The organism is Bacillus sp. D386 (genome assembly GCF_006346415.1).
In genome coordinates, this window is record NZ_VEMV01000001.1 from 31,017 (window position 1) to 49,785 (window position 18,769).

17 protein-coding genes are annotated in these 18,769 nt (G+C 37.7%); 6 read left to right on the plus strand and 11 right to left on the minus strand.

Annotation, left to right across the window (positions count from 1 at the left end):
- Positions 1–247: 247 nt before the first annotated feature.
- Positions 248–1,390 (minus strand): acyl-CoA dehydrogenase family protein, encoded by a 1,143-nt coding sequence (locus FHY45_RS00175; protein WP_139891088.1) that lies wholly within the window; start codon positions 1,388–1,390, stop codon positions 248–250.
- Positions 1,391–1,577: 187 nt separating this feature from the next.
- Between FHY45_RS00175 and FHY45_RS00180 the strand changes: the two genes are divergently transcribed.
- Positions 1,578–1,946 carry a hypothetical protein gene (locus FHY45_RS00180; RefSeq protein WP_139891090.1) on the plus strand — a complete coding sequence of 123 codons (369 nt, stop codon included), beginning with the start codon at positions 1,578–1,580 and terminating at the stop codon, positions 1,944–1,946.
- Positions 1,947–1,971: 25 nt separating this feature from the next.
- Here the strand turns inward: FHY45_RS00180 and FHY45_RS00185 are convergent, their stop codons facing one another.
- The 6 genes from FHY45_RS00185 to FHY45_RS00210 all read right to left on the minus strand — a co-directional run bounded on the left by FHY45_RS00185 (position 1,972) and on the right by FHY45_RS00210 (position 8,095).
- Entirely contained in the window at positions 1,972–2,895 is a 924-nt protein-coding gene (locus tag FHY45_RS00185; RefSeq protein ID WP_139891092.1) for a TIGR01777 family oxidoreductase, read from the minus strand.
- Positions 2,896–3,021: 126 nt separating this feature from the next.
- A complete protein-coding gene (locus FHY45_RS00190) occupies positions 3,022–3,726 on the minus strand; it encodes a Type 1 glutamine amidotransferase-like domain-containing protein (protein WP_139891094.1) in 705 nt (234 codons plus the stop codon).
- Positions 3,727–3,859: 133 nt separating this feature from the next.
- Entirely contained in the window at positions 3,860–4,270 is a 411-nt protein-coding gene (locus tag FHY45_RS00195) for a hypothetical protein (protein WP_139891096.1), read from the minus strand.
- Positions 4,271–4,571: 301 nt separating this feature from the next.
- Positions 4,572–5,633: an NAD(P)H-dependent flavin oxidoreductase gene (locus FHY45_RS00200; protein WP_139891098.1), complete on the minus strand. Its 1,062-nt coding sequence runs from the start codon at positions 5,631–5,633 to the stop codon at positions 4,572–4,574.
- Positions 5,634–5,812: 179 nt separating this feature from the next.
- Positions 5,813–6,502, minus strand: coding sequence for a response regulator (locus tag FHY45_RS00205; protein WP_066104175.1), 690 nt, complete (start codon positions 6,500–6,502; stop codon positions 5,813–5,815).
- 12 nt (positions 6,503–6,514) lie between these two features.
- Entirely contained in the window at positions 6,515–8,095 is a 1,581-nt protein-coding gene (locus tag FHY45_RS00210; protein ID WP_139891100.1) for an ATP-binding protein, read from the minus strand.
- Between the two features lie 88 nt (positions 8,096–8,183).
- On the opposite strand from FHY45_RS00210, the gene FHY45_RS00215 reads away from it, so the two are divergent.
- Positions 8,184–9,227, plus strand: coding sequence for a DctP family TRAP transporter solute-binding subunit (locus FHY45_RS00215; RefSeq protein ID WP_139891101.1), 1,044 nt, complete (start codon positions 8,184–8,186; stop codon positions 9,225–9,227).
- A 213-nt stretch (positions 9,228–9,440) separates the two neighbouring features.
- Complete coding sequence (locus tag FHY45_RS00220) at positions 9,441–10,718, plus strand: dicarboxylate/amino acid:cation symporter (protein WP_139891102.1); 1,278 nt, start codon at positions 9,441–9,443, stop codon at positions 10,716–10,718.
- 247 nt (positions 10,719–10,965) lie between these two features.
- Here FHY45_RS00220 and FHY45_RS00225 read toward each other — a convergent pair whose 3' ends face one another.
- Genes FHY45_RS00225 through FHY45_RS00235 form a run of 3 tightly spaced genes read right to left on the minus strand, consistent with a single transcriptional unit; the run spans position 10,966 to position 13,252 of the window.
- Positions 10,966–11,334 carry a hypothetical protein gene (locus FHY45_RS00225; RefSeq protein WP_066104187.1) on the minus strand — a complete coding sequence of 123 codons (369 nt, stop codon included), beginning with the start codon at positions 11,332–11,334 and terminating at the stop codon, positions 10,966–10,968.
- A 13-nt stretch (positions 11,335–11,347) separates the two neighbouring features.
- Positions 11,348–12,427, minus strand: coding sequence for a toxic anion resistance protein (locus FHY45_RS00230; RefSeq protein WP_066104191.1), 1,080 nt, complete (start codon positions 12,425–12,427; stop codon positions 11,348–11,350).
- A 24-nt stretch (positions 12,428–12,451) separates the two neighbouring features.
- A complete protein-coding gene (locus FHY45_RS00235; RefSeq protein ID WP_066104194.1) occupies positions 12,452–13,252 on the minus strand; it encodes a hypothetical protein in 801 nt (266 codons plus the stop codon).
- Positions 13,253–13,631: 379 nt separating this feature from the next.
- Here FHY45_RS00235 and FHY45_RS00240 point away from each other — a divergent pair, with 379 nt between their 5' ends.
- Positions 13,632–14,093, plus strand: a complete 462-nt coding sequence (locus FHY45_RS00240; RefSeq protein WP_066104197.1) for a PH domain-containing protein — start codon at positions 13,632–13,634, stop codon at positions 14,091–14,093.
- 109 nt (positions 14,094–14,202) lie between these two features.
- Here the strand turns inward: FHY45_RS00240 and FHY45_RS00245 are convergent, their stop codons facing one another.
- Positions 14,203–14,895, minus strand: coding sequence for a DUF1919 domain-containing protein (locus tag FHY45_RS00245; protein ID WP_139891103.1), 693 nt, complete (start codon positions 14,893–14,895; stop codon positions 14,203–14,205).
- A gap of 283 nt (positions 14,896–15,178) precedes the next feature.
- Between FHY45_RS00245 and FHY45_RS00250 the strand changes: the two genes are divergently transcribed.
- Together FHY45_RS00250 and FHY45_RS00255 are read left to right on the plus strand one after the other, a co-directional pair.
- A complete protein-coding gene (locus FHY45_RS00250; protein ID WP_139891104.1) occupies positions 15,179–18,118 on the plus strand; it encodes an SH3 domain-containing protein in 2,940 nt (979 codons plus the stop codon).
- A gap of 190 nt (positions 18,119–18,308) precedes the next feature.
- Positions 18,309–18,581: a phospholipase A2 family protein gene (locus tag FHY45_RS00255; protein WP_139891105.1), complete on the plus strand. Its 273-nt coding sequence runs from the start codon at positions 18,309–18,311 to the stop codon at positions 18,579–18,581.
- Positions 18,582–18,769: the final 188 nt, after the last annotated feature.

The window sequence follows — 18,769 nt, forward strand, 5'->3', positions numbered from 1 at the left end:
AATTAAGCTATGAATAGCACTTTTGCTTTTTTGTATATCCCTTTAATGAGTTTAATGGATATAAACCGGTATTCATTTGCTTCTTCAAAAAATTATTCTTGGAAAAAGTGACCCCCAATCAACTTGGAATAAAGACAAAAAAAGAACCTCATTATCTTAATGAGGATTCTTTCTGAATATAAGAAACGATGAAAAGTTCATTTAATATTTTCTTTAACTATGTTACATCCCAACTGTTTTCTCTCTATTACACCTGTTTCTCCAACGCATTTTTAGCAAGTAAGGTCAGCGTAGAATCATCCATAGGAGGATTATGCAGACCTGCCCGAACATCACGATAATATCTTTGCATTGGACTTTTCCGTTGCAGGCTTTGTGCGCCGACTATTCGCATGGCTGTATCGACAATCGAGATTGCTTGATTGGTTATAGCCGTTTTAACAGCTGCCAATTCAGGACCCATTTGTTCACGTTTCTCAGGATACTGCTCCCATCTTTGAGCAATAGAATATAAAAAGCTCCTAGACTGCATCAGCTCAAGCTCCATTTGACCAATCTTTGCCTGAATATGCGGCAGTTCAGAGATTGTGCCCTTTAAACTGTTTGGTGAATACGTTTTTGCAAATTGAATCGCATAGTTACGCGCTCCCATTGCAATGCCGATATAACAGGCAGGTATATGTAAAAGCCAGCCTGAAGCTTTTCTAGCAGAAGCTCTTTCCACAAAATCTTCTTCACGAAGCACTACATTTTCCATAAGTAAATCATGGCTGCCAGTTCCCTGCATCGAGATCATATCCCATGTTTCATCAATACTCACACCGCTCTGGTTTTTGTATACTTTAAACCAACCAATCGTTTCCTCGTCAGGAATCCATGCACTTACAAGAAAAATATCCAAAACCGGAGCCAGTGAGGTGTACGTTTTTCTTCCGTTAAGAATCCATTTATCTCCTTTTCTAAGAGCGATCGTCTCTGGTCTACCTCCCCTTGTTGGGCTACCTGTCGCTGGTTCAGATGCGGCACGATTAACCAAAGCTCCGTCAGCGATTTCGTTAAATAGTTTCTTTTTATTTTCTTCTGTCCATGTTTTATTTTCTAAGAGCTCCAGGATCACCATATTGTGCCACCCAATTGCTAGTGACGTTGAACCGCAATGCTGGGCGATGATCTCCTGGCCAAGCAAAAAAGTCGTTAACCCTTCCCCTGCTCCTCCAAATTCCTGTGGCAAGGTTAAGGTTGTATACTTCATTTTTTTCAAATCGGTAATATTCTCGGCTGGAAATGAGCGTTCCTCGTCATATTTTTGTGCACTTACAGAAAACTCTTTTGCTACGTCTTTTAATTGCTGCAAAATAGTTTCTTGTTGCTTTGTTAAATATTCCTCCATGTTGCCAGCTCCCTTATCGAAAAAACTATTCTGGGTTGAATAGTATGGTTTATATGTTTATCATATCACTTTGCCGTTTCTATACCCATTACCAAACTATAATTATTCCCCTATTCCCTAAGCAAAACGCCTATGCAAATGATCTATAACGTGCATTAACTAATTATAAAGAAAGGGGAGACTACATTTGAGTAATGAAAGTGATAAAGATTTTTTTGATTATGCTTCTGATCTAATTAGTGAACAAGTCCAGGTTATTACAGTTGAAGGTTCATATTACGGGGAATTAAAGGCGTTAAAGAGCGACTTTTTGTTGCTGCTTACCACAAATAGAGGTCAAACTAGCATAATAGCCATCCGCTTCAAGAAAATAATTGGCATTTCAAGAAACCTATACAAGGAAAGAAGACGTCCATTATTCTTCGGTCAACAATGGAACCAAGAGCAGGATCATACAGACGACCAATATGATGATCATGTAGAGGATCATTATGAACATTCAGCAGACAATGATCATGGTGAGCATGAAAATCATGATTTTCATGACGAAAAATAATTCAAAAGAAGTAAGGACTCTGCTTTTACCTCCGCGAGTCCTTTCTTTGTTTTACTAATTGCCTTAGAGCAGACCTTAAATCCGGATAGATAAATGAGTATCCGGCTTCGATTAATTTTTTGGGTATCACCTTTTGCCCTTGCAGTATTAACGTACTCATTTCTCCAAGAGCTGTCTTCATGAAAATAGAAGGAATGGTTGTCCAATGCGGTTTATTAAGTACCTCACCCAGAGTTTTACCGAAATCCTCCATTCTCTTTGGATGCGGAGCGGTAAAATTCACCGGGCCATTTATTTGGTTATTTCGGATACAAAATAAAATTGCATTTGCCACATCCTCAACATGAATCCACGAATACCATTGTCGGCCTGAACCTAAATTACCTCCGACAAATAGCTTATAGGGCAAAATCAATTTTGGAAAAGCCCCTTCTTTGGCACCAAGAATTAGACCAAAACGGGCAAATACGACTCGCATTCCAAAATCTGTTACTTTTTGGGCTCCCTGCTCCCACTGAACAACAGTTTCCGCCAGAAAATTGTCACCTGCTTGTTTCCAGTCCTCATGATAGGTTTGTTCTAGAGATGGCTCATAACAACCAATAGCACTTGCATTGATTAAAATTCGAGGTTTAGGGTCAAGCTTTGCTATTATCCTATAGATCTCATTTGTTGCATTTATACGGCTTTTTAAAATTTGCTTTTTTCTTTTCTCCGTCCAACGACCAGAATTCAGGGATGTCCCAGCTAAATTAACAATAGCTTCAATCCCTTCCAATTCCTCTTCTGGTTTACTATATTCATTAAGCCATTCGACTGGTTTAACAGTTGACATTGTCAGCTTATTTTTATTACGGGTCAAAATATAAACCTCGTGACCTTCCCTGACTAATAATGCAGCAAGTTCCTTCCCAACAAAACCGCTACCGCCGGCAATCGCTATCTTCATCCTCCGCACCCCATTCATTTGCGACTATCAATTCAGAAAGACTTTTAATCTATTTTTGCTTACTTTTCTACTTCCCTCAAAAGAAAAAGATGTAAACATCATAATAATTACAACGTGGTATTCTCTCTATAAGTCTTCCTTTCCTAAATAATAGGGTAGGATTTTTTCCTCAATGCCATCTTCAGACATTTCAACTCTATATGCTGCTGCGTTCGGTCTGGAGCTCACTACTTTTACCAGCTCTCCATTTACATAATGAAGCCCTACCCCATCATCAGCAGCAATACCTGGATTTATTAATCCATCTTTAATCATTTGTAGATAGGCCGGTCTTCTATTCATTTCACCGTCGTAGTGAGGGGAATGACTCCCCTTTAATATCCCCAATGCCTTTATTGGTTCAAGAGTATCTCCAAATGAATCGGTCAATCCTTCCTCATACCAGCAAATCGCACCTGCACTTATACCGCACAATAGGATTCCTTGGTCATAAGCAGTTTTCAGTATTCGATCCAATCCCCACTCTTTCCAGAGAATTAATAAGTTCTTTGTATTACCTCCCCCAACATAGATAATATCCTGCTTGAGTATGTAATCTTGCAAATTTCTTGTAGGTGGCTTAAATAATGATAAGTGCGTTGGTTCGCACTCCTGCTCATTAAAAAAGGTATAAAACCTTTGTATATACCCGTCCGCATCCCCGCTGGCAGTTGGTACAAAGCATATTTTCGGCTTTTTTACGGTGGCCTGATTTAAAATATATTGATCCAATAACGGGTTCTCCGGTTCCATTGAGAAACCTCCGCCTCCTAAGGCAATAATCTGTCGCAAAGCCCAATCCTCCCTTACTTTTGACGACCAATAACGTTCAGGCAAAACTTAGTCTATAAATAACGTTTAATATATGTTTGTTAACAGCGTTTATAATGAACAAATGCATAAAAAAGCCTTACTCAAGGCTTCTTTAAAACTTCAGTTCTATCGATTTACCATCATCCTTAGAACGAATAGTTACTTGTTTTTGTACAGAGCGATTTTTTTCTAAATAGACATCATATGTACCAGGTTCAATGGTCAACTCATATTCACCTTTACTATTAGTTTGGACCTTTAAGGGTTTCTTGTCTTGATTCTTAGATTTTTTCTTAATCAAAATATCAGTCTCACCAAGTGCATGACCGGATGAATTCAAAAGGATAAATTTTATTTGAACATTTCTTCTGATATCCTCATCCGAGGAATCAGCGATTTGTTTACTAGACGTGTGATTTAAATTCACATCATGATCACTAAAAGAATAGAAAATGGCATACAGATAAATCGAAAATACGATTACTGCATAAAATATGAGTTTAACCTTCGCCATCATATTCACATCTGATCGCCCCTTCATTCCCTTTAAAAAGTAATCATGAGCCTGCCTTCTACCATTATATTTCCATCCTTAAGCTATCATTCCCTTCCAGTATTTAAAATTTGTTAATAAAATACTAATAAGTGGCTCTAATAATCAGTTTGATAAACAGTATTGGAAGAGCAGAAAAAATGAACGAATTTGAACATTTAATTAGTCTATTACATGGAGCGATCTGGTCCATATTTTACAACCATAGGATATTTATTTTTATTAGTTTGGTGGTTTTTGTTCTTATTCAAAAATAAAAATAAAAGATAAATTATAAATTTACAAACTGGTTCAGAATCCCTTTTGTTTCTTCTTGAAGAGATTGTATTAATTCTTTAACCGATACTTCCCTGCTTAATCTTGGGCTCTGCCCAGACCAAAGTGACATATATTCCTTATTATTTTGTTCACTTGCTACCCTTCTTATTTCTTTAGTTAATGTATTTTGATAAGGATAAGCCGGCAATTCATTTTCGTACTCTCTCATATTTTCCATGAATTTATTGTTAACACCCCGGGCTGTCTTACCAGAAAAGACCCTGGTTAATAATACATCTTCTTCTGATGCATTAAGAATAGCCTTCTTATGCAATGGATGTGCTCCACTCTCTTTTGTAGTTAAAAAAGCTGTGCCTAATTGAACTGCTTTTGCACCAAGACATAAAGCCGCTGTGACACCTCTTCCATCCATAATCCCTCCTGCAGCAATAACAGGTATGGAAACATTATCTACAACTTGTGGAATTAAAGACATTAACCCTATTAAGCTATCTGGATTCATAAATGATCCTCTATGTCCTCCTGCTTCGCTGCCTTGAACAACTACTGCATCCATTCCTATACTTTCAACTATTTGGGCTTCTTTTACATTTGTTGCAGTACCTATAACAACTGTTCCTTTCTTTTTTAATTCTTTCACAATCTCTTTGCTTGGAATACCAAATGTGAACGAGCAAACCTTCAATTTTTCTTTTAATACTATTTCAATTTGTTCTTCGAATTCTGATTTAGTAGAAATCGACAAATCATCCTTTACTATCTGAAGTTCTTTTCGATATTGGTCTAATAAACTATTCGTTTTTAAAATTTTATCTTCTATTAATTTATGATTTTCAGGTACAAAAAGATTTATACCAAATGGATGTTTAGTTAACTTTTTTACATTATGTATGAATTCTCTTGTTTTATCTGCTGTTAAATAACCGGCTCCAATACTACCTAAACAATTATTATTTGAAACTGATGAAACGAGTTCCGGAGTAGTCACGCCTGCCATAGGAGCTTGTAAGATGGGATATTTAATCCCTAACTCTTGAATCAATTTATTCTCCATAACGAGTTCCCCCTCATTTTTTTGAATTTATAATAAAGTTTTTCCCCAGGATGTATTGTATTTTTTACTTTTCATTGCTAGGTTGCCAAACGTTGAATAACCTTGAATGGATATTGCAATAATTCTCTGATAAAACAAGAAATATTTAGCTTTAGCTTCTTAACTGATTAATGCTAATATCAATTAACCGTTTGATAACGGTTGATAGGCCGTCCTATCCCGCCATACTGTAATACAATTTCTACTTTGTTTTGCTTTTCGAGATGTTCCAGATAACGACGAGCTGTGACTCTTGCAAGTCCAGTCCCTTCGGCAACTTCTTCTGCCGAGATTGGTTTCTTTTTCTCTTCGATGAATAGAAGTATTTTCTCCATTGTTGCCGGGTTAAGTCCTTTAGGGAGTACTTCCTTCTTCATTTTATGCCCCTGTTCAGGTTGGCTGCGCAAGAGACGGTCCAATTCATCCTGAGTCAACTCCTCTTTCTGTTTGAATTGCTCCCTGTATGCCTTATAGTTTTCGAGCGCTTGCTTCATTCGCTCAAAGGTGAATGGCTTCATGACATAGTCAAAAGCTCCAAACTGCAGAATTTCCCGAATTGTCTGCTGGTCATTAGCTGCCGTAACGACGATGACCTCTGTCGAAATGGCCTTTTCCCTGATTTTGCGGATAGTAGCAAGCCCATCCTGTTCAGGCATGAATATATCCATTAAAACAAGTTCTGGCTTCAAGATTTCTATTTGTTCAAGCCCCACCTTACCGTTCGGGGCAAAACCGACGACATGGAAGCCTTCTATTTTCTCAATAAACCCACGATTAACCTCGCGTACCATTGGATCGTCCTCAATTAGTAATACAGTAACTGTTTCCATTTCATTTCCCCCTTAAAAAGTAATGACAATGCTGGTCCCTTCACCAGGAGAACTATCCACTTCAATATTGCCGCCGCCTTTGGCGACAATTTCATGAATCAAGTACATGCCAATCCCATGTCCTTCTTCTTGTTTGGTGGTGTATCCATTTTTGAATAGATTATTGATGACGGCTTCATCCATCCCAATTCCATTATCCTCCACCAAAATTGATGTAGATTCATCCGTTTGGTCCAAGCTAATAGACACTTTACGCTCTTTTTGGATAGATTTCTGTACAGCCTCGAATGCATTTTCAATAAGATTTCCGATAATGACGACAAAATCATGATGGTCAAGCCCATTTGGAAAATGAGTCCAATTGCTGTTCTTATCTATTTCGACTTCGATACCTAGTTCTTTCCCATGGCTAACCTTACTTAAAAGCAAACCTGATAGATTGTCATCTTTAATGCGTTCATGTAGGAAATCAGTGAGCATTTCTTGTTCTTCTTTAGCTTGGAAGATATATTCAGTTGCTTTTTTATATTTACCAAGCTGAAGCAAGCCTGCGATTGTATGCATCTTATTTTTATGTTCATGATTTTGAACACGGAGAGCCTGAACAAAAGCCTTTACGCCTGTAAGCTCCTCGGCTAGCTTCTTCACGTCTGTCCTGTCCTGAAAGACTGCGACGGCTCCAATCGTTTTGCCCCTTACCTGAATAGGAATACGATTACTCAAAATGGAATGCTGGTTGACCAATAACTCCTTATTATAGACCGGGTGATTAAAATCAATGATTTCTGGCAATCTTGTATCAGGCAGAACATCATAAATATTCTTGCCGATTAGATTTTGCTTATCTACACCAAGGATACGATAGGCCTTTTCATTAAAAACCGTAATGGTCATATCATTATCAATAGCGATAATTCCTTCATGCATGGCATTGAAGGTTTCATTCCGTTCGGCATAGAGACGAGCTATTTCATGTGGCTCAAGCCCAAACATTTGGTTTTTAACATGCCGTGCCAGTGACCATGCTCCCCATGCGCCAAGTAGCAGCGAAAAACCAATAGCCAAGAAGATTTCAATCCTTGTCCCCCATACAATTTCCCATAGAGTTGGGGTCAGATATCCTGTGATAACCACCCCTACCTGATTATGTTCATCATCCATAATAGGAACAAATCCGCGCATAACTGTGCCTGCTTCTCCATTCGCTTTAGAGACATAGCTGTGTTCCGTAAACGCAGCATCCTCATCTGCCGTTTTTGACACTGTACCTATCATCCTTTTGACAGGATGGGACAGTCGGATACGATTATTATTGAGCACAACAATATAATCAGCATTATTGATAACCCTAATCCGCTCAACAACTGGGTTTATTTCTTCCGCTCTGCTTTTGTCACCGCCTTCTGAAAGCAGCTTCCTCACCTCAGGCAATTCAGCAACCGTTCTTGAGAGGAGCAGGCTCCGTTCGCTGATTTCTGCCTCCTTCTTTTCCATGAAACTTCCGAGCACAAAGATACCTGCAACAGCAAAAGAACAGATAATGATGAAGAAAGTCATAGTCATAATCTTCCAATGGATAGATATTTGCTTCATGCCCAAAACTCCTCGAGTAACTTTTTTCCATTGTACCACCAAAAAACATGGTAGAATATTGAAAAGAATAATATGGCGGGGATATGATATGAAAAGTTTTTTAATAACAGCTGTTTCCATCATTGCCGTATTGGTGATATACATGGGGGTTCAGCATGATTTTGGGCAGAAAGCAAGCTTACCGCCTGATTTTGAACAAGAGGGCTTAAACGAACAAATTGTCATCAACTTTAGTCATGTTGTTGCCGAAAATACACCAAAAGGGCTCACCGCTGATAAATTTGCAACGCTAGTCGAGAAGAAGACTAACGGAGCTATCCAGGTAGAGGTATATCCAAACAGCACACTCTACTCAGATGGGGAGGAACTGCAAGCTTTGCAAAATGGCGATATCGAGATGATTGCTCCCTCCTTCTCAAAAGTGACAGATTGGATTCCCGAATGGCAAGTTCTCGATCTGCCGTATTTATTGAAGAATTATAAAGATATAGAAGAGATTTTCACAGGTCCCATAAAGGGAGAGCTATTAGGGATGCTTGATGAGTATGGTGTAAAGGGCTTGGCCTTTTGGAATAATGGATTTAAACAAATTACAACGGCCCATTCTCCTGTTAAACTGCCAGATAATCTTGAGGGACTTACTCTGCGTACCATGCCAAGTAACATGCTCAAAAGGCAGCTGAACCTTGTTGGTGCAGAGAACCGAAGCGCTTCCTTTGACCAAGTTTATAGTTTATTAGAAAGGGAGAAGCTTGACGGCCAAGAAAATACGATCTCTAACATTGATTCTAAGGGTTTCTATCAAGTGCAAGATCATATGATACTATCCAACCATGGTATTCTTGGATATGCAGTCATGATTAACAATGAGTTTTGGAACAGTCTTCCAAAGAATTTACAGCAGGCAGTCATCGAAGCAATGGACGAAGCGACAGCTTGGAACTTAACGCAATCCGAGCAAATGAACAGAGAATCCTTAGCGAAATTGGAAGCTTCCGCTGAGCTTGAAATCTATCATCTAAGTGACGAAGAATTACGGCAATGGCAGCAAACTTTCTTGCCACTGTATGATTACTATAAGACCCAATTCGACGAAAAACTATTAAAAAAGATTCAAGAGTCGATTGACTGATGAGGCCTTCCCCTACGGAAGGTCTTTCTTTTTCATATAGATTGGATGCTGATTAAAGAAATATGCTCATTCTTTCGATTAAGATAATTATCCTGGTGACCAAAAAGACCAAAAAGAACATTAAAACCATAATCCCACAATTCCTTCTTTATCCTTTAAGATAAACACAATAAATTGTAAGCGCTAACAATAAAACAGAAAGAAGGGTTGGCTTTGAAAATCTTTAAGAATCTAACTGTCCAAGTTGTCACCGGTATCATTTTAGGGATTATGGTAGGGGCAATTTTCCCTGAGTTCGGTGCCAGTTTAAAAATCCTTGCTGATTTATTCATAAAATTAATTAAAATGTTGATTGCTCCAATTATCTTTTTGACAGTAATCATTGGGATTGGAAGCATGGGCAACCTAAAGAAAATCGGGAAGATTGGCGGCAAGGCTTTATTGTATTTCGAAATTGTATCCACTCTTGCTTTAGCAATCGGTATTCTTGTCGTCAACTTTGTTCAGCCTGGAAGCGGGCTTAATACAGAGAATTTAAAAACTGGCGATGTATCTCAATATACGGCACAGGCTGCTGAATCGGATCAGGGCTTCGGAGCATTCATTCTGAACTTGATTCCTGAGAATGTTGTCGGCGCCCTTGCTTCAGGGGAACTGCTTCCGGTCTTGTTCTCAGCAATTCTATTCGGACTGGCTGCTGCTTCTGTCGGCGAAAGAGCCAAACCAGTCATCACCTTCTTTGAAATAATAGCTGATATATTCTTTAAGATTGTCAATATGGTTATGAAAATATCCCCTATCGCCGCGTTTGCCGCAATGGCCTATACAATCGGAAATTTCGGTCTTGGATCGCTTGTTTCACTCGGAAAATTGATGGGCTCTGTGTACCTCACTATGTTTTTATTCGTCGTCTTGGTCCTCGGCTCAATTGCAAAATATTACGGTTTTAATATCTTTAAGTTCATGGCCTATATTAAAGAAGAGATTCTGCTGGTTCTTGGTACATCATCTTCCGAATCTGCCCTGCCGGGAATGATGCGAAAGCTAGAAAACTACGGCTGTTCAAAGCAAGTCGTCGGTTTGGTCATCCCTACAGGGTACTCCTTTAACCTTGATGGTACATCTATATATCTATCAATGGCCGCCATCTTTATCGCCCAGGCCTATGGGATTGATTTGACCATCTGGCAAGAACTGACCTTGCTTGGCATATTAATGCTAACCTCAAAAGGCGCTGCAGGGGTGACAGGATCCGGCTTTATCACACTGGCCGCCACTTTGGCTGCCTTCCCAATGATTCCGGTAGAAGGAATGGCGTTATTAATTGGTGTCGATCGTTTCATGTCTGAAGCACGTGCAATTACGAACCTAATTGGCAACGGTGTGGCAACTGTTGTTGTTTCTAAATCAGAGAAAGAATTCAATGCGGATTTTGTGCCTGATGAACAAGCAAAGAGGTATGATGCCACTTCTCCTGCAGACAATCTATAAAACAAAGAGAAAGACAAGCCGTGCCTCCATCTGCCAGCTTGTCTTTCTTTTTAAATACTTTTTCTAATTTTCCATTCATATACGGATGATCAACCTGTGATACTTATTATTTTTCATTTTCAGGTTAATTTAATTATTGCTCTTAATCCATACCTGAGAAGATAGCTGCATAATGAAAAGACTGCCTATCTGACGTCCCGTCTCTGAAGAACAGTTAAATAAAAAAAACGCCGAATCAATCGGCGTTTCAGTAGTATATTCGATTTCCTTTTTCCTTCTGCTTTTTATAATACTTGTCGTATGCAACCAATGTTAAGACTGCTAGGATGGGATAACACAGTACCATGGAGTTGTATGAAGTGTATCCTGCAAAATTAAAATGGAATAGCAGGAAACCAATCGTATTAATGACAAGCAACCTCATTTTCAATGAATGGTTTTCTTTCATTTTCATAAAGAATAAGCCAAATAAAAGAATTGTAATCCCGATGGACATGGAAATATAGGAACCCAGGAACATCCCGAATGAATCAAAGAATACCACTGGTATCAATCCACTGAACATCACGGTCAAATAACAGGTTAGTAGCAAGAGAGAATATCTAACATATTGCATGGTTTCTTCCCCCTTATTGATTTAATAACTTCGTTTTCATTTCTCTGTTCATATCATCCAGCTTCGTTACAAACTCTTTACTGCTGGCGATAATCCTTCTGCTGGATGCTTCCTGGGTCTCAATAGCAGAATAAATATCCTGGTAAGCCTTTTGCAGCTTTTCAATCGAGATAGATGGATTCTCCAGGAGCTTCGTTGTTTTTTCTGTGTTTTCTTTTAACATTTGCGCGTTTGCCAAAATCATGTTTTCTGTAGCTTCATTCACATCATTGATTGCTGTAATGATTCTTTCCTGATTTTGCAGTGCCAAATGAATAGCAGATGTAACGGGAGCTAAGTTCTTAGTCGTATCAATTGCATTCCGAATGGCTTCTTTCAATTTATCATTATTTTTCTTGATAATATCAACAGAAGCAAGGGATTGCTGTAGCACATTTACCATAGAGCTCATATTCTTTGTTCGTACAATAATTTTCTCCTGTGCCTCCATGACAAGCTGCTGCTTATTCTGCCATTCTGGATCGTTCTTTTTATCCTCAATCATTTGGAAAAGATGCTGACCCATATAGATTTGTTTATCTAAGAGATAAATTTTTTCATGGACATCTTTTTTGATGACATCAAGCTCAGCATTATCCTCCTGAAGCATATCTCTTCCTCTAAGTAAGGACTGGACGATTTCATCAATATTCTTTTCCACTGTTTGATACTTTGCAATAAACTTTTCATTTGAACTCTTGCGCAAAAACTTCGGAACAATCTTTGCTATTCCTTTTGTCTGATAGGCATTTGGATTTAGGTCAGAAACCGCCTCGCGAAGCTTGAGCAGATTAGTTGGTATATCGTGATTGTCCTTGTTGTCCATCATGTCTTTGACTGGTCTGCGAAGACTGTTTAATGATTCCCCAGCCATACGTTGCTCATTGCCGCCGAAATTGCTTAAATGCTCTAGGACGGAGTCAATATTATGTGCATCCGTGTCAGATATTTTTTTGACGACCTGAGTTGCTTCATCATTTAATTTTTTCATATCTTCGGGATTTATGAATGATTGAATCGCTGTTTCATCAAATTCCCTATTTTGTTCACTCATCGGTTTTCCACCTCTTGTCCGACATTATTTTTCGTATCTTTGATCGATTGTAGTCAATGTTTTCTTTAAGTCAAATTCCCTTGTATTGTCAATATGTCTGCGAATTTGTGTAATTCGCTCCTGTATGATAATCAGTCGATTTAATGTATCATGTTCATACTTTTCTTGTTGTTTGGATTCCAATTGACTAAAGTCAGCTATCAGCTTTCGTAAATCTTTAATTATTGTCTCCTTAACCTGATGCTCATAATCAACATCAGAGATGAGATCCACATGCTCCAGTAAATAACCCAGGCTTGGGATAATTTGAGTAAAGGCATGATCAATCGGTGATGAGAGATAGTTTCTTTTTCTCGCATCTTCCAGCTCGTTTATAAGAGCAGTAAAGTTATTGTTATTTTGATATATCATTTTCATTTTTTCCGGCTGAAAACTCATAATGGCCCATCTTAAAAACAGGTCAATCTTTTCTAGATCGCTTTCTTTCTTTAATAACTGTTCAGAGATTTTCTTTTCTGTATAAACTCTCGATCTTGTATCGTATCGAACATCAAGTAAAGGCTGTTTGGTTTTAGCTTTTTGCGCATTAATCGTAATGTAATCCGGTCCAGCCAAGATAGATAGTATATTTGAATCCAATTCATATACATAATGGGCATAACGATCATCCAATTGAGTGCATACAAACTGGTCTTTTTGATTTTTACCTGCTATTCGCTTCATCACATTTGCCAAACGTTCCTGTTTTGGTCCTGCTGGTTTTGCGTCCTGCAGAAAAACTACAGCTGTAGCTCCTACCAATCCAAGAAGGATCATATAGAACATAAACAGTCACCCCTTTCTAAGGCAATTTTACCATACTATACATACGAACAAACAGACAGATAGTTTCAAAAAACATTGGTAATTTTCATTTCCTGTAGCACTTTTATCAAAAATAATGGATATCTCAAGAAAAACTATATTTATATATTATTTCTTTCCCTAAGCGAATATCTTAATTTAAAATTTCAGAATAGAAACTATTTTACACACCTAAAATATGGATTGTTTTGGTAAAATACAAATTGAAAGCTGACCCAAATCGTAAAACGGCCAATCGACGGCGAATTTCCATTAATTCACCTGTTAATTTGAAGGGTAAATTACATCTACATACGTACCACCAAGAAAGTATAAATTCAAACGAATAGAGGATGATAGCATGTATTTTTCATCAAAAAGAGACTTATGGATAACCGCTACCATTTGGTTATTCGCATTTATTTTTATTCTTTCACCCATTTTCTTTCCAGACCTTGGTGTTTGGATGACCCCTGAGTTCTTAGACAAGCAATGGATTAAAATCGTACTCTTAGTACCAGTTGGTTTTTGTTTAATGTGGATATGGCTTAAAACGGGATATACAATTGCGGAAAATCTCCTCACCATACACTACGGTCCATTTAAGAAGGAAATTAAGATTGATACGATTAGTAGTATAAGAAAAACCAGAAATCCTTTTACAGATCCTGCCCAATCTATGAATAAAATAGAAATTAATTTTACAGGATTTAATACGATTGCCATTTCACCAAAAAACCAAACTGAATTTGTTCGTCAATTATTAAAGCAAAATCCACATATAAAAACGGATTACCATTTTGAAAATCGTACGGAGAGTTAGGATAAGAATTAATAGATTAGCCTTTTTAAGTGCAATCTGCCTGCAGCGTCGGTCTAATACCATGAGCACATAAAAAACACCGGAAAACACCGGTGTTTTAATTAATTATCTATTTGTTGTCGATTAGCTTAAAAGGAAAATGCAGTTCAAAATTGGCTTTTCTTTTTTCAGGCTCTTTCTTAATCACTTCCCCTGTATTCAGCCAAGATGCTACATCAAAGTATTTCTTATAATCCGTTAGCTCATTTTGTAATTTGGTTTCTATGTGTTGATTTGAAAAACAAATCACATTGTCTAAATGTCCCATTGGCCTAGCCGTAAAACAGACTTTGTTTTTTAAAGGCAACTGATTGAACGTTTCAATACATTCTTTTCTGCACTGATACTGATCGCTGAATTTAAAAAACAACTGATCCCAATTTATGCGTTTAACTCTTTCATTCCAGTCATTTAATGCTGTCTGTTTATACTTATAGGAATAGAAATGGATCTCCACTTTCTGGTCCAACAGCCCAATGGGATAGATATCCGTTATTCCATCATATTTTGAATGGAGTGTAAATTTAAGGGGAGATTTCATATAATGCTCAAAGTTAGATAAAAGCTCAATATAGTCCGGTGCAAATATGAACATTCCAATAAATGGAGAGTTGTATTCCATACCTAAATCATCGTATACTTTCTTGCCCCAATCATTGTCTGAGACAATCGTGAAATGACTGTTTTTCACTTTCTTTTTCATATCCAGATGAAAACAATAACTAGATATCTTTTTCGTTATTTTTTGTAGATAACCTTCCATTTTATCTCCCCCTTTCTACATTATTATTACCTTTATTCCTTTTTTTAATGAAAAAATAACATCTAAATTATGGAATCTTACATTTCTCGCTAAAGATTTCCCAAATTATGCCGATATGTGATATAGCACCCTCTATGACATTTTATGATGGAGACATTTTTTAGTTACTCATTTTATCCTTAAATTTGTTTGGGATTGATTTAACTGGTCTTTGCAGTTGTCTGACAAAAATATATGCCATACAGCCTTGTAAAACTGAGGGAGAATAAAGGAGGATGTACATTTGCAAAATCAAAAGGCAAGCCATAAGCCATTGGTCTATAAGGGTACAACACTTTTATTATCTGCAGGATTTATCCTATATAGCGGGGATACATCATTAAAATTATTGGACACCAAAAAGGCAGAAGCATCTAGTGTTACGTATTACGAAACCACTTCTAATTTAAATTTACGAGTCAGTAATTCTACTAAAAGCACTGTACTCTTAACCATCCCTAAAGGGGAAAAGATTAGCTACCTTGCAAAAAGTGGTTCTTGGTTCAAAGTGAAATTTAACAATCGCACAGGATGGGTCAATAATAAGTATGTGAAGAAAGCTGAAAATATTACTTCTAGTAAAGCAATTGTGTCTGGCTATCAAACTACAGCTAATCTTAATTTACGATCCAAAGCGTCAACCAATGGGAAAATCCTGAAAACCATACCTAAAGGGAAAACCCTAACCTATATTTCCACTAGCGGTTCTTGGATTAAAGTAAAATATCAAACTACTACGGGCTGGGTTAGTTCAGATTATGTAAAAAAAATAAATGAGAAAGCTAAGGTTGAACCTGCTGTGGTGAAATCTGCTGTTGTTACCAGCAGTTCATCAGTCTACACAACGAAAGCTAACCTTAATTTACGATCATCCGCTTCAACAAAAGGAGCTATTTTAACGACGATTCCTAAAGGGAAATCCGTTACTTATGTTTCCAAAAGCGGTTCATGGTTCAAAGTAAAATATGGCGGTAAAACCGGTTGGGTCAGCTCCAGTTATTTAAAAGCTAACTCAGCTGCTGCTAAACCAACGAGCAGCACCCCTTCCGCTGTGGCAAAACCACAGCAAGAGGTTACGTACCAAGCAACAGCTAATTTAAATTTACGATCCTCTTCTTCCACAAAAGGATCTATTCTTACGACGATTCCTAAAGGGAAATCCGTTACTTATGTTTCTAAGAGCGGTTCATGGTTCAAGGTGAAATATAGCGGTAAAACCGGTTGGGTCAGCTCCAGTTATTTAAAAGCTAACTCAGCTGCTGCTAAACCAACAAACGGTACAGGCACACCATCTACCGTGGTAAAACCACAGCAAGAGGTGAAGTATCAAGCGACAGCAAATTTAAATTTACGTTCTTCTGCTTCAACGAAAGGATCCATTTTAACGACAATTCCTAAAGGGAAATCTGTTACTTATGTTTCCAAGAGTGGTTCTTGGTTCAAGGTGAAATATAGCGGTAAAACTGGTTGGGTCAGCTCCAGTTATTTAAAAGGTGTTACACCGGTTAAAAATGAGAGTCCCTCCCCTTCTGTTGAAAAACCAAAGGCGAATTTGACTTATCAAACTACTGCTAAACTGAATCTAAGAACTGAGGCTTCTACCCAGGGGTCTGTATTAACGCTTATACCAAAAGGAGAGAAAGTTACCTATCTATCAAAAAACAGTTTTTGGTTTAAGGTGAAGTATGGAAACAAAACAGGTTGGGTCAGCTCTGAATTCCTAAAGGAAACAACTGAAGATAAAAAAGAGGAAGTAAAGAATAAAGAGATTTATACGACAACTGCTAATTTGAAGTTTCGAATTTCAGGCTCTACCAGTGCAACAGTCATTACTACTATACCTAAAGGAAAGCAGGTTACGTATTTATCCAAAAAAGGGGCATGGTATAAGGTTTCCTTTAACTCACTTACAGGCTGGGTCAACTCATCCTACCTGGTAAAAGGAGCATCTACCTCCGATTCCTCTAATCCAATCAGTTCAGATTCCTATGTAACGATGGATTTAAGGACAAAATCATCCGTAACAGCTGCTCAGATTAATACGTATATTGCGAAAAATGCAACCTCCTCCAACAGTGTTCTATATAACAGGGGAAGCATATTTATTGATGCAGCAAACAAGTATGGCGTGAACGTTTTGTATCTTGCAGCACATGCCATTCATGAGAGCAATTTCGGTAAATCGACTATATCATTGGCAAAAAATAATCTGTTTGGTTACGGAGCCTACGATGCAGCTCCATTCGTGGGTGCTGTCAAATTTAATACAATCAAATCAAATATTGAATTTATTGCTCAAATGATGAAAGCAACGTATTTAAATGAAGGATACTGGTCCTATAAAGGTGCTTATCTTGGTTCTACCGTTAAAGATAGTAATGGGAATAGAATCGACAGCCTAAGCAGCGGGATGAATTTTTATTATGCGACCGATTCAAATTGGGGAAAAGCGATTGCCAAACATATGTCGGCAATGCTTGATTACAGTAACGAGGGTGCAAAAAATGCCACCCCGAATAAAAAGGTGCCAAGCAGACCCTCTTATCCTGATGCAAAAGATGTCTTTCCTACCGGTACTCTTGCTGTAGCCCATAAAACAATTAATCTGACATCAGCAGATAACACAGGTTCAACCGTTTATCAGACAACTTCAAACCTAAATTTGCGATCAAGTGCTTCAACAGATGGTTCTATTCTGCTCACCATTCCTAATGGGAAAACGATAACCTATCTTAGTGCAAGTGGTAGCTGGTGTAAGGTTCAATATAACGGAAAAACCGGCTGGGTCAGTTCTGAATATGTCACAAAAACAAACTCAGGATCTTCTGTCAGCATTCAAGCAGGAGAAACCTTTAATTTACTAGAAAAACATAACAATGAGTCTTTAAAAGTAAAATACAAAGGGAAAATGTATTATACATCCAGTTTTGGATTAAGCAGTTATTATAAATACATGTCCGTTAAAAATCTGGCGCGTGTGGATGCTACATCCTTAAATGTCCGTTCTGCTGCGAATACAGGCAGCAGTATAGTCGGTACCCTATCTAATTATCAATATATTGAGCTATCGGTTGATTCAAAAAACAATCCGGAAACCAGCAATGGATGGTATAAAGTGAAACTTTCAAATGGTACACAAGGATGGGTTTCCGGAATGCATATTATCCGTGAATTGAATAAATAATAGATTGTGAGATTGTCATATCTTAGTTTTTAGCCCAGAGATTCACTCTGGGCTTTTTTCTATAAGGATATATTTGTTTTGTCACAACAGCCCATTAGAAAACAAAAGGAAACATTCACTATTTATCCGCCCTTACGTTTTGTCCGACTCCTCATATATTAATTATAAAGATTTATATGGAGGTGGAAGTATGCAAAGAAGAAGAAGACGTGCAGGCAAAGGACTATGTTATCCAGGATATAATTGGTGCGGTCCTGGCTGTTCCGGTCCATGGGGACCTACTAATCAAGTAGACTCATGCTGCAAGAAACATGATGACTGTTATAAGAGATTTGGACCCACCAAACAGTGTGACGAGATGCTGTTAAACTGCCTTCAATCACAAATAAATCCTCGAACAAAAATGGGACGAGATGCTCGATTGTTTTACAATGTCATGCGCCTTAGGTATGATCTCCGATAATTTAATCAGAAACTATAAAAAGCCTCTCAAATCTTTTTGATTAGAGAGGTCTTTATTTTTACCTATACATTACATCAGTACTATTAGATCTGGAAATTTTATATTTAACTCCATATTTCCCTCAGCTATAATCACTCTTAAATATTATGTAAATTGCATTCCCTCTTGTTCTATTCTTTTTATTATGC